This is a genomic window from Kluyvera sp. NPDC087067 (assembly GCF_044745165.1).
Taxonomy (GTDB): domain Bacteria; phylum Pseudomonadota; class Gammaproteobacteria; order Enterobacterales; family Enterobacteriaceae; genus Kluyvera.
In genome coordinates, this window is the sequence record NZ_JBIUZS010000011.1 from 49,797 (window position 1) to 61,770 (window position 11,974).

Annotated in this window: 11 protein-coding genes; 4 read left to right on the forward strand and 7 right to left on the reverse strand. The window is 54.0% G+C overall.

The window, feature by feature from the left end:
• Positions 1 to 113 precede the first annotated feature (113 nt).
• The 3 genes from fieF to ACIPDS_RS20620 all read left to right on the forward strand — a co-directional run bounded on the left by fieF (position 114) and on the right by ACIPDS_RS20620 (position 3,156).
• Positions 114 to 1,007, forward strand: a complete 894-nt coding sequence (gene fieF / locus ACIPDS_RS20610) for a CDF family cation-efflux transporter FieF (RefSeq protein ID WP_166517106.1) — start codon at positions 114 to 116, stop codon at positions 1,005 to 1,007.
• Positions 1,008 to 1,204: 197 nt separating this feature from the next.
• Complete coding sequence (pfkA, locus tag ACIPDS_RS20615; protein WP_166517107.1) at positions 1,205 to 2,167, forward strand: 6-phosphofructokinase; 963 nt, start codon at positions 1,205 to 1,207, stop codon at positions 2,165 to 2,167.
• 203 nt (positions 2,168 to 2,370) lie between these two features.
• Positions 2,371 to 3,156, forward strand: a complete 786-nt coding sequence (locus ACIPDS_RS20620; protein WP_400739933.1) for a DNA/RNA non-specific endonuclease — start codon at positions 2,371 to 2,373, stop codon at positions 3,154 to 3,156.
• A 69-nt stretch (positions 3,157 to 3,225) separates the two neighbouring features.
• Here the strand turns inward: ACIPDS_RS20620 and rraA are convergent, their stop codons facing one another.
• From rraA to priA, 7 genes are all read right to left on the reverse strand, one after another.
• Entirely contained in the window at positions 3,226 to 3,711 is a 486-nt protein-coding gene (rraA, locus tag ACIPDS_RS20625; RefSeq protein ID WP_062776542.1) for a ribonuclease E activity regulator RraA, read from the reverse strand.
• A 92-nt stretch (positions 3,712 to 3,803) separates the two neighbouring features.
• Positions 3,804 to 4,730, reverse strand: a complete 927-nt coding sequence (menA, locus tag ACIPDS_RS20630) for a 1,4-dihydroxy-2-naphthoate polyprenyltransferase (protein WP_400739938.1) — start codon at positions 4,728 to 4,730, stop codon at positions 3,804 to 3,806.
• Between the two features lie 192 nt (positions 4,731 to 4,922).
• Positions 4,923 to 6,254, reverse strand: coding sequence for an HslU--HslV peptidase ATPase subunit (gene hslU, locus ACIPDS_RS20635; protein WP_166517111.1), 1,332 nt, complete (start codon positions 6,252 to 6,254; stop codon positions 4,923 to 4,925).
• Positions 6,255 to 6,263: 9 nt separating this feature from the next.
• Positions 6,264 to 6,794, reverse strand: a complete 531-nt coding sequence (gene hslV, locus ACIPDS_RS20640) for an ATP-dependent protease subunit HslV (RefSeq protein WP_166517112.1) — start codon at positions 6,792 to 6,794, stop codon at positions 6,264 to 6,266.
• A gap of 100 nt (positions 6,795 to 6,894) precedes the next feature.
• Positions 6,895 to 7,857: a cell division protein FtsN gene (gene ftsN / locus ACIPDS_RS20645; protein WP_166517113.1), complete on the reverse strand. Its 963-nt coding sequence runs from the start codon at positions 7,855 to 7,857 to the stop codon at positions 6,895 to 6,897.
• 98 nt (positions 7,858 to 7,955) lie between these two features.
• Positions 7,956 to 8,978, reverse strand: a complete 1,023-nt coding sequence (gene cytR / locus ACIPDS_RS20650) for a DNA-binding transcriptional regulator CytR (protein ID WP_166517114.1) — start codon at positions 8,976 to 8,978, stop codon at positions 7,956 to 7,958.
• 150 nt (positions 8,979 to 9,128) lie between these two features.
• Complete coding sequence (gene priA / locus ACIPDS_RS20655; protein ID WP_400739944.1) at positions 9,129 to 11,324, reverse strand: primosomal protein N'; 2,196 nt, start codon at positions 11,322 to 11,324, stop codon at positions 9,129 to 9,131.
• 195 nt (positions 11,325 to 11,519) lie between these two features.
• On the opposite strand from priA, the gene rpmE reads away from it, so the two are divergent.
• A complete protein-coding gene (gene rpmE / locus ACIPDS_RS20660; RefSeq protein WP_062776554.1) occupies positions 11,520 to 11,732 on the forward strand; it encodes a 50S ribosomal protein L31 in 213 nt (70 codons plus the stop codon).
• The last annotated feature ends 242 nt before the right edge of the window (positions 11,733 to 11,974 follow it).

Genomic DNA, 11,974 nt, shown 5'->3' on the forward strand with positions numbered 1-11,974 from the left:
CACCATCCCTGTCTTCCCCCACATGATGTGGGGGTTTTTTTTGTCTTAAATTCGTCACCGCCCACCGCACAGACATTCCGCTATACTACGCAAATCTGAAGGTGGGAGTGTTTATGAATCAATCTTATGGCCGGCTGGTGAGTCGAGCTGCGATAGCCGCAACGGTGATGGCGTCGTTGTTGCTGGTGATTAAAATTATTGCATGGTGGTACACCGGGTCAGTGAGTATTCTCGCGGCGCTGGTGGATTCTCTGGTCGATATTGCCGCTTCTCTGACCAACCTGTTGGTGGTGCGATACTCGCTGCAACCGGCAGATGAAGAACATACTTTTGGTCATGGAAAAGCGGAATCGCTGGCGGCGCTGGCGCAAAGTATGTTTATTTCTGGATCTGCGCTGTTCCTGTTTTTAACCGGGTTCCAGCATCTGGCACGACCAACACCCATGAGCCAGCCCGGTATTGGCGTGGCGGTGACGGTGATTGCGCTTATCAGTACATTAATCCTGGTAACGTTTCAGCGTTGGGTGGTGAGAAGAACACAAAGTCAGGCAGTGCGGGCAGATATGCTTCATTATCAGTCTGATGTTATGATGAACGGTGCGATTCTTGTCGCGCTCGGCCTTTCCTGGTACGGCTGGCATCGTGCAGATGCGCTGTTTGCATTAGGAATTGGCATCTATATTCTATATAGCGCGTTACGCATGGGGTACGACGCGGTTCAGTCATTACTGGATCGTGCATTGCCCGATGACGAGCGCCAGGAAATTTTCGACATCGTCACCGCCTGGCCGGGCGTTAGCGGTGCTCACGATCTCCGAACGCGGCAGTCAGGGCCGACCCGCTTTATTCAGATCCATCTGGAAATGGAAGATGACCTGCCTTTGGTTCAGGCGCACTACGTTGCCGATCAGGTTGAGCAGGCGATTTTGCACCGTTTCCCGGGCTCCGATGTGATTATTCATCAGGATCCCTGTTCAGTTGTCCCGCAGGGAAACCGAACAATTTGAACTTTCGCAGTGGTTGTACAAAACGTGAGCTGGATCGGCATTATTTGTATAAATAACCGCCGTTTAGCCTGACCTGAATCAATTCAGCAAGAAGCGCTTGATATACTATCTCTACATAGAGTCGTTCTCTCCCGTCTTTTTGGGAGCGCTTCGGGCAGAAGAATTAATTTTTAGCATTCCTAAGTTCAGAGGTAGTCATGATTAAGAAAATCGGTGTGTTGACAAGCGGCGGCGATGCGCCGGGTATGAACGCCGCAATCCGTGGTGTTGTACGTGCAGCATTGACGGAAGGTATTGAAGTCATGGGCGTTTATGATGGTTACCTGGGCCTGTATGAAGACCGTATGGTTCCGCTAGACCGTTATAGCGTGTCAGACATGATCAACCGTGGCGGCACATTCCTGGGTTCTGCGCGTTTCCCTGAGTTCCGTGACGAAAGCATCCGTGCCGTGGCTATCGAAAACCTGAAAAAACGCGGTATCGATGCGCTGGTAGTTATCGGCGGTGACGGCTCCTACATGGGTGCTGTACGTCTGACCGAAATGGGCTTCCCATGCATCGGTCTGCCAGGCACCATCGATAACGATATCAAAGGCACCGACTACACCATCGGTTTCTTCACGGCGCTGAGCACCGTCGTTGAAGCGATTGACCGTCTGCGTGATACCTCTTCTTCCCACCAGCGTATTTCCGTTGTTGAAGTGATGGGCCGCTACTGCGGCGACCTGACGCTGGCGGCGGCGATTGCGGGCGGCTGCGAATTTATCGTGGTGCCGGAAGTTGAATTCAAGCGTGACGATCTGGTGTCTGAAATTAAAGCGGGCATCGCGAAAGGCAAAAAACACGCGATCGTGGCGATTACTGAGCATATGTGCGACATCGACGAGCTGGCGCAGTTTATCGAAGCTGAGACTGGCCGTGAAACTCGTGCGACCGTTCTGGGTCACATTCAGCGCGGTGGCTCTCCGGTTCCTTACGACCGCATCCTGGCGTCCCGTATGGGCGCATACGCCATTGAGCTGTTGCAGCAGGGCTTCGGCGGCCGTTGCGTAGGTATTCAGAACGAAAAACTGGTTCACCATGACATTATCGACGCTATCGAAAGCATGAAGCGTCCGTTCAAAGGTGACTGGCTGGAATGCGCTAAGCAACTGTACTAACAGCGTCTGCAGTTCAAGATGGGTGCCTTTGGCACCCATTTTTTTTGCTCTGTTTTCACCCGCGCTCGCGCATTGCCCATCATTTTGCCCTCAATAAACATCATCCTTGATGATGTTTAAACACCTCATGATTCTCCGCTCTGCGGCAACCTGCTGATCCTTCTTACGCTCGCATTTCGTCTTTCTGATACGTGATAGATAAAATGCAGAAATCCCGATTTTTGACGCTATTTTTATTGCTGCCGTGCATGGCGCACGCATCCATTATCGATAATTGTGAAGTGGGCTGCCCGACGGGCGGAAGTGCGCAAACTGTGGTACGCGAAGTCTATACGCTCAACAACAACCGTGACCGCAAATTTGCCAACTGGGTGGCCTATAAAATCACCAAAGCCAGCCAGTCTGGCGGACGCTCGCGTAGCTGGAAACGCGATCCTGATTTACCCAGCACGGATACGCTTGCACCTGCGGCCTATCAAGGCTCTAGTGCTGCGCTGGCGGTCGATAGAGGGCATCAGGCGCCGCTTGCCGGGCTGGGCGCTGACGTAGACTGGAAGGCGTTAAACTATCTCTCCAATATCACCCCGCAGGCGTCCGCGCTCAATCAAGGAGCGTGGAAGCGCTTAGAGGATAAAGAGCGGGAGCTGGCCTTACGCAGAGACGTGGCGGCCGTCTGGTCGGTGACCGGGCCGCTGTTCGAGCGGCATATCGGCACGTTACCCGCAGCCCCTGGCGTCGAGATCCCAAGCGGCTACTGGAAGATTATTTTTATCGGCGCGAGCCCGGAAGAAGGGGAATACGCGGCGTTTATACTGGACCAGACCACGCCTAAAAATGCCAATTTCTGTGATGCCCTGGTCACGGTTGCTGAGATTGAACGCCGAACGCATCCGGCGCTCTCTTTTTGGTCGGCACTACCGGCGCAGAAGGTGCAAAGCCTGAAGACTCGGAAGGGGAAACTGGCGCAGGAAATGGGGTGTCCTGACTGATGGCGGCAGCCGATGCTTAAGCCATTAAAAAAGGGGGAATAAATTCCCCCTCGAATCGATATGTCTGGGCTATTCGATATCCAGCGGATCTTCCGACAGGATAATGCCGGTGTTATCGGCATAAAGATGGTCGCCGGAGAAGAAGGTCACGCCGCCGAAATTAACGCGGATGTCGCTTTCGCCGATGCCTTCACCTGCGGAACCTACTGGAATGGCGGCAATGGCCTGGATGCCGATATCCAGTTCTTCTAAATCATCAACCTGACGCACCGCGCCATACACCACAATGCCTTCCCATTCGTTCTGGGTGGCCAGACGGGCGAGGTCGGCGTCAATCAGTGCGCGACGGACAGAACCGCCGCCGTCGACCAGCAGGATGCGGCCACGACCGTTCTGTTCGAGCAGATCGTACAGCAACCCGTTATCCTCGAAACATTTTACGGTGATGATTTGCCCACCGAACGACAACCGTCCGCCAAAGTTAGAGAACAGGGGTTCTACTACGTTGACATCTTCCTGGTAGATGTCGCAAAGCTCGGAAGTATCGTATTTCATAGGATTAACGCTCAGTTGCTGCGAGTGATTTTAGTATATCGCGCTCTATGCACTGTTTGCAAAATCATCAATTGTTAATTGATATTTGTCAGTTATGCCAATGCCTTGCTGAGCACAATTCCGATGACGAACAATAGGTTAGTTAATAGCGCCCCTTTTACCGTCCGTTCCAGCATTGGCGGCATCGCCTGCGGTGAGCGTTCGTGCATTACGTAGCGAGCCTGTTTCACCAGCAATGGCGTGCTCAACAAGAACAGCCATCCCCACAAACTGTGAAGCGAGAGCAGGTTAAACAGCGCCAGACAGACCAGCGTGCCCAACAGTAAACAGACATGATAACGACGTGCGTTAACCGGCCCTAAACGCACCGCTAGCGTGTTCTTACCGTTTTCACGGTCGCTGTCGATATCGCGAAGGTTATTGATATTAAGCACCGCCGTTGCCAGCAGCCCACACGCCGTTGCCGGGAGAATAATCGCGCTGCTCAGACTGTGCGCCTGTAAATACCAGCTACCAATGACGCTCAACCAGCCGAAGAAAATCAGCACGGAGATGTCGCCTAAGCCGATATAGCCATAAGGTCGGGTGCCGACGGTATAGGTAATGGCGGCGATAATCGCCAGCAGCCCCAGGATCAGGAAGCCAATAAAGTCGCCGGTCGTCTGAGACGCCGTAAATAGCAGGGCCAGCCCGGAGATGCAGATAAGCCCAACGGTGATAAACAGCGCGCGCTTCATCTGTTCTTTGGTAATCACCCCTTTTTGCATGCCGCGCAGTGGGCCGATGCGATCGGGCTTATCGCTGCCTTTCACCGCGTCACCGTAATCATTGGCAAGGTTGGAGAGAATTTGCAGCAGACTTGCGGTAATCAGTGACAGTATGGCGACGATGGGATCAAAATGTCCCTGCCACCAGGCAAGAGCAGTACCGACGATTATCGCTGCGCACGCCAGAGGTAATGTTTTCGGTCGCAGACTTTCCAGCCAGGCCTGAGAGCGGCTTACAGGTGTATTTGTCATAATAATTAGCCAATAAAAATGGGGCTTTTATACACTTCATCCTTCAAGCTGCCGAGGCAAAGGCTGCGCTCACTCACCCCAGTCACGTACTTATGTACGCTCCTGGGGATTCGCTCCCTTGCCGCCTTGATGCAACTTGAATGATTTTGTGTATAGCCCCATCAATTTAAGATGAAAATGCAGTGACCGCGATTATAGGATAAAACGGCTCAGATCTTCATCTGCGACTAATGCATCCAGATGTTTACTCACGTATTCCGCATCAATTGTGATGCTCTGACCGTTCATCTCGCTGGCGTCATAGGAAATATCTTCTACCAGACGCTCAAGAACGGTGTGCAGACGACGGGCACCGATGTTCTCGGTGGTTTCGTTGACCTGCCATGCAGCCTGAGCGATACGCTTGATACCGTCTTCGGTGAACTCGATGTTCACGCCTTCGGTTGCCATCAGCGCTTTGTACTGTACGGTGACAGAGGCGTCTGGCTCGGTAAGGATGCGCTCGAAATCGCTGGTGGTCAGCGCCTGTAGCTCAACGCGAATCGGCAGACGACCCTGCAATTCTGGGATCAGGTCAGACGGCTTCGCAACCTGGAACGCGCCAGAAGCGATAAACAGGATGTGGTCGGTTTTGACCATACCGTGCTTGGTCGAAACGGTGCAGCCTTCCACCAGCGGCAGCAGGTCGCGCTGTACGCCTTCACGAGACACGTCTGGGCCCGATGATTCACCGCGCTTACAGATTTTATCGATCTCATCGATAAACACGATACCGTGCTGCTCAACCGCGTCGATAGCGTCTTGCTTAAGCTCTTCCGGGTTCACAAGCTTCGCCGCTTCTTCTTCAATCAGCAGCTTCATGGCGTCTTTAATTTTCAGCTTACGCGGTTTCTGCTTCTGCCCGCCCAGATTCTGGAACATGGATTGCAGCTGGCTGGTCATCTCTTCCATGCCTGGAGGTGCCATGATTTCAACGCCCATAGGCGCTGCCGCGAGATCGATTTCAATCTCTTTATCGTCCAGCTGGCCTTCACGCAGTTTTTTACGGAAAGACTGACGTGCCGCCGACGGTTCCTGTGGCTGTTCAGACTGGCCCCAGTTGTTTTTGGCCGGTGGGATCAGCACATCAAGAATACGCTCTTCCGCCATTTCTTCCGCGCGATAGCGGTTTTTCTCGATTGACTGAACGCGCACCATTTTGATGGCGGAGTCGGTCAGATCGCGGATGATGGAGTCAACTTCTTTACCCACATAGCCCACTTCGGTGAACTTGGTGGCTTCAACTTTGATGAACGGCGCGTTGGCGAGTTTGGCCAGACGACGGGCGATTTCGGTTTTACCGACACCGGTCGGCCCGATCATCAGAATGTTTTTCGGCGTCACTTCATGGCGCAGCGCTTCATCGAGCTGCATACGACGCCAGCGGTTACGCAAGGCGATAGCCACGGAGCGCTTAGCCGCGTCCTGACCGATAATGTGTTTGTTCAGCTCGCTGACAATTTCGCGTGGGGTCATTTCAGACATGGGAGATCCTTACGCCTTGGAGGTCAATTCTTCGATGGTGTGGAAATGGTTGGTATAAATGCAGATATCGCCTGCAATATTCAACGCTTTTTCAGCAATTTCGCGTGCGCTAAGCTCGGTATTTTCCAGCAGGGCACGGGCTGCGGCCTGGGCATATGGGCCGCCGGAACCGATGGCAATCAGATCGTTTTCTGGCTGCACCACGTCACCATTACCGGTGATGATGAGTGAAGCGGTTTCGTCAGCGACCGCCAGCAGGGCTTCCAGCTTGCGCAGCATACGGTCGGTACGCCAGTCTTTCGCCAGCTCAACGGCGGCTTTCACCAGATGCCCCTGGTGCATTTCCAGTTTACGTTCAAACAGTTCGAACAGCGTGAAGGCGTCCGCTGTGCCGCCCGCAAAACCGGCGATCACTTTGTCGTTATACAAACGACGAACTTTTTTCACGTTGCCCTTCATGACGGTATTGCCCAGCGTGGCCTGGCCATCACCGGCAATTACAACGTGGCCGTTACGGCGAACACTTACTATTGTTGTCACGAGCAGACCCCTTTGTTGCAAAGTTGCGAATACGGATATAAAGACCCCGTACCGAGTACGGGGCTGAATGTAATTATAGATGGGGGGGATTTTGGGGGTTTCAACCCCCTGTGGCGAGCCTAATGCAGTTTGCGTGACCGGCCATTTTCAGGCGGGTGATGGTGCTATCGGCGTTATCCTTGCCTTTAACCGGGCCGATAACCACACGATTCCAGCCGTTATTGGTGGTGATTTTAGAATCAAAACCTTCAAAGGCCAGCTGCGCGCGCACGGTTTCTGCCTGCTCGGCACCTTTAAATGAACCGCACTGAACCATCCAGCGGCGCTCATCTTTTTTCTCCGTCGCTTTTGCTGGCGTGGTTTCACGCACGACCGGCGCCGCTGCCTGGGTTTTCGGCTGTGAAGACGCGGTGTGTGCAGGCGTTTGCAGCAGATCCTGATACGCAGAGTTAGCGGCCGTTGATTTTGGCGGCTGGGTCTGCGTTTGACGCGGCTGTTGAACAGGTTGCGTTACACGCGGTTGCTGCTGCTGTACCGGCTGCGTTTGCGTCCACTGCTGTTGCTGAACCTGCTGCTGCGCCAGACGCTGACGCTGTAGCGTTTGCTGACGCTGAGCAGGTGTTTGCTCATTCCACGGCACTTCGGTGAGCTGCGTTGGCTGCTGGCGCATATCGGCCTGCATTTGCGCTAACAGCTGGCGCTGTTCGTCGGTGAGCTGATTGGGGTTTATCACTTCCCCGCCGGCTGACGGTTCCGTTGGCGCACGGACGCCAGGCTGGCGGCTTTCCAGCTCTTTGATATAACGCCAGCGCTCTTCAGGTTTCGGCGGAAGGCCGTTTCCGGTCATCTGGCGGCTTTGTAGCGATTCAGACTCTTCTTTTTTATGATGCGTGATGAAGTATAAACCGCCGATAAAAGCGACCACGACCGCCGCCGCGATTGCCACCATGGCAGGAGAGACCGCCGGAAAATTACTCTGCTTTTTCCGTGAATTCCGTGATGCGCTGCTTTTGCGCCGCGAAGGTGCCTGTTGGCCGCGGCGTACATAGTCTCGTTGTGCCACTATCGTTTCGCTGTCTTTTTCCGTTTGTTAGCCCGACATGTTACTTAAGCGACGGCGCTTTGACCAGACAAGCAAGTCTTAAAGCGCCAGGCTTTGTATCATATTTTGCTTGTGCTGCCACGAATCACCAGTTCGCAATCCAATAGACGCGAACCACTATCAACAAGCTGTCCGCTAAGCTGATTAAGTAGCAGCAACATGGCTTCGCGCCCGATGTCGAAACGCGGCTGGGAGACGGTCGTTAGCGGGGGATCGCAAAACTCCGCCAGAGAGATGTTATCGAAACCGATGATGGAGAGATCTTCAGGGACTTTAAGCCCCCGGCGTTTTGCGCAGGAGAGTGCGCCCAGGGCCATTATGTCGCTATGACAGAACACCGCGGTTGGTCGCTGTGGCAGGGCCAGCAGTTGATCCAGCGCATTGGAACCGGCTTCATAGGTGAAATTGCCGCGCGCAATGTAGTGAGGGTCGACGGTGATACCGCAACGGCGCAGCGCCTGAACATATCCCTGCAGGCGATAGTGACAAAGCGGCATCTCTTCCGGCCCGGCAATACAGCCAATTCGTTTATGGCCGAGCTCGTGCAGGTAGTTAACGGCATCAAACGAGGCGGTGAGGTTATCGATGTGTACCGTCGGGAGTCCCAGCTCTGGCGCAAATTCATTGGCCATGACCATCGGTGGCAGGTTGCGCTGTTCTTCGATGCTGGCGTCGAATGGGAGCTGCGAGCCGAGCAGCAACATACCGTCAATCTGCTTGGTGATGATTAAATCAATAAAGGTTTTTTCCTGCTGATTCTGATGCGCGCAGTCGCCAATCAGTACCAGATAACCTTGTGCTGCCGCCGTTACCTCGATCCCACGGATCACTTCGCTAAAAAAGGGATCGCAGATATCTGGGACTATCACCAGAATGGTGCGGGATTCATTGCGCTTCATGTTACGTCCCTGCATTTGCGGGAGGTAACCGACTTCTAGTGCCGCCTGCTCTACGCGGCTACGCGTGGCCTGCGAGACCTTCTCAGGATTCATTAATGCGCGTGATACGGTTGCCGTAGAGACATTCGCTTGTAGGGCAACATCTTTCATGGTTGCGGCAACAACCGGTTTTTTAGCCTTCACCTGATCCTCTCCTCACTTGCTGGCGCAGGCACATCCCTTGTGACCTGACATCTGACACACTTTTATCAGATAGTTAGGCAGACCTGTTACAGAATTTTCATCAAAAGTGTGATGATTGTTTTATTTCACGATCCCGCTCTCAACTCTGCATTAACCTTCGATAGGATCAACGTCGAGAACCCACTTCACCTTCCGGGACTCCGGGAGCGTATTAATCAGCGCCAGCGTGCCGGTGACGATATGCTGTAAACGTACACGGGAAGGGTGCTGTAACAGGATTTGCCAGCGATATCGACCGCCGCGTTTCGGCGCCAGCGCCGGAACCGGGCCTATTACCCACAGTTTATCGTCGGCCAGCGGACTTGCCTGAATCAGATTGCGGAGCTGTTGCAGGAACAGCGGAGCTTGCTGGCTGTTGTGGTCTTCCGCGCGAATGAGTACATGACTGGTGTACGGCGGTAGCTGCATAGTCTGACGCTCGGCAAGCGCCTGCTCGGCAAAGGCGTCATATCCTTTATACAGCAGCGTTTGCAGCAAAGGATGGTCAGGATGGTGGGTTTGCAAAACAACTTCACCCTGTTTACCCGCCCGCCCGGCACGGCCAGAAACCTGGGTATAAAGCTGGGCGAAGCGCTCGGCTGAACGGAAGTCGGCGGAGAAGAGTGCGCCGTCAACGTCGAGCAGGGCAACCAGCGTGACGTCGGGAAAGTGGTGCCCTTTTGCCAGCATCTGTGTGCCGATAAGAATACGCGCCCCGCCGCGATGGACTTCCGCCAGATGCTGCTCCAGCGCCCCTTTACGGCTGGTGGTGTCACGGTCAATACGCGACAACGGGACGCCGGGGAACATCGGTGCCAGCGCCTGTTCAAGCTGTTCGGTTCCCAGACCGACCGGCACCATATGCGTGGAGCCGCACGATGGGCACTGACGTGGGATAGGGCGCTGGCTGTCGCAGTGGTGGCAGCGCAGATGATGCTGAGCCTGGTGTAGCGTGTAGTAGCTATCACAGCGGGGACATTCGGCAATCCAGCCACAGTCGTGGCACAGCAGCGTTGGTGCAAAGCCCCGACGATTAAGGAACAAGATCACCTGATTATCGGCCTGTAGGTGCTGACGCATGCGGTTAATCAGCGCCGGGGAAAGCCCGGCCTGTAAATGCTGGCCTTTCAGGTCGAGCACGTGCTGAGTCGCCGGACGCGCGTTTCCTGCGCGGCGGGTTAACCGTAGCATGCGGTATTTATGCTGACGGGCGTTAAGCAGGGTTTCCAGCGCAGGCGTGGCCGACCCGAGAATAATCGGGATTTGCTCGCTGTGAGCGCGCCACACGGCGAGGTCGCGGGCGTGATAGCGCCAGCCTTCCTGCTGCTTGTAAGAGCTGTCATGCTCTTCATCGATAACGATGACGCCAAGATTTTTAAACGGGGTAAACAGCGACGAGCGGGTGCCGATAACAATCGCCGCTTCACCGCTTTTGGCCTTAAGCCAGGCGGCAAGGCGCTCGCTGTCGTTAAGCCCGGAGTGCAGCACTTCAACCGGCGCGTTAAAACGTTCACGAAAACGGGCGATGGTCTGCGGCGTCAGGCCGATTTCCGGTACCATCACCAGCGCCTGTTTTCCCTTCGATAGCACGTTTTCCAGTACGCTGAGATAGACTTCAGTTTTCCCCGAGCCGGTGACCCCTTCCAGCAGCCATGCGGAAAATTCATCCGATGCGCTGTGAATCGCCCCGACTGCCGTTGCCTGTTCGGTATTGAGGCGTAGCCGTTCGCCCGGTACGGAATAGGCGGTGCGCCAGTCGATGGTTTCCGGCGCAAGGCTGCCCAGCTCGCACAGCCCTTTGGTGCGAAGCGCCTGCATCGCGCTTTCATTGAATTCAAGCTCCGCCACCTGATGACGCCAGATTTTCCCCTGACGTAACGCGGCCAGCGCCTGCTGCTGTTTGGGCGAACGCTTGAGCGTGTTGAGATCCACTGCCTGCCCTTGTTCTGTGGCAAACCAGAACCATTGCGGCGTGGCGCTAGCGGGTTTGCCCTGACGCAGCAAAATCGGTAGCGCGTGGAACAGCACATCGCCAATCGGATGATGGTAATAGTCCGCAGCCCACAGCAGCAGACGCCAGACGGCGGGTGAAAATACCGGTTCCTCGTCCAGCACTTCAGCCACGGCTTTAAGCTCCGCAATCGGCAGTTCGCTACTCTCACTGACTGATACCACAATCCCCACGCGCTCTTGTTTGCCAAACGGCACGCGCACGCGACAGCCCGCTTTGGCGCTGAAAGTATCAGGCAGCAGGTAGTCAAATGTGCGGGGCAGTGGAACAGGCAGGGCAACGTGAGCAACGGGCATGTTTTCTTCCTGACTTGAAATCTGGCGAGACAGTATACACATTGTAGGGGTGCGGATCAGTTTGCATCTATTGGTCAAATTCTGTATGATTCGCCGCCTTTGATGCATTTTGGCGTCAGAGGTATACCATTAACATCGCGTGGTGTCTGGCGTTAGGGCTGGAAGAGCGACGCGGCCTTAACCGAGGTTTTCCCCATGAAAAAAGATATCCATCCTAAATACGAAGAAATTACTGCATCTTGCTCTTGCGGTAACGTCATGAAAATCCGCTCTACCGTAGGTCACGATCTGAACCTGGACGTGTGCGGTCAGTGCCACCCGTTCTATACTGGCAAGCAGCGTGACGTTGCTACCGGTGGCCGTGTTGATCGCTTCAACAAGCGTTTCAGCATCCCAGGCAGCAAGTAAGTTGCCAAGCAAAAAAAGCGCCTCAGGGCGCTTTTTTTGTGCCCGAAATTCGCCATTCATATTAATTTAAATATAGAGAAATCACTTCAATCAATAATTTAAATATGTTTTTCAACCTAACTGGTATATTTATATATGAGAGTTGGTTTATTTTTTATTAGATAAATCTGTTGCTATAAAATACTGTTTTTAATTGATTGTCGTTATTTCCATATCCACTGTGAATTATTTATATTGGTGAT

What these genes read in the sequence shown, in the direction of transcription:
- ACIPDS_RS20620 (WP_400739933.1), top strand. Translation starts at nt 2,371, where the DNA reads ATGCAGAAATCCCGATTTTTGACGCTATTTTTATTGCTGCCGTGCATG.
- menA (WP_400739938.1), bottom strand. Translation starts at nt 4,730, where the DNA reads ATGACAAATACACCTGTAAGCCGCTCTCAGGCCTGGCTGGAAAGTCTG.
- fieF (WP_166517106.1), top strand. Translation starts at nt 114, where the DNA reads ATGAATCAATCTTATGGCCGGCTGGTGAGTCGAGCTGCGATAGCCGCA.
- pfkA (WP_166517107.1), top strand. Translation starts at nt 1,205, where the DNA reads ATGATTAAGAAAATCGGTGTGTTGACAAGCGGCGGCGATGCGCCGGGT.
- hslU (WP_166517111.1), bottom strand. Translation starts at nt 6,254, where the DNA reads ATGTCTGAAATGACCCCACGCGAAATTGTCAGCGAGCTGAACAAACAC.
- rpmE (WP_062776554.1), top strand. Translation starts at nt 11,520, where the DNA reads ATGAAAAAAGATATCCATCCTAAATACGAAGAAATTACTGCATCTTGC.
- priA (WP_400739944.1), bottom strand. Translation starts at nt 11,324, where the DNA reads ATGCCCGTTGCTCACGTTGCCCTGCCTGTTCCACTGCCCCGCACATTT.
- rraA (WP_062776542.1), bottom strand. Translation starts at nt 3,711, where the DNA reads ATGAAATACGATACTTCCGAGCTTTGCGACATCTACCAGGAAGATGTC.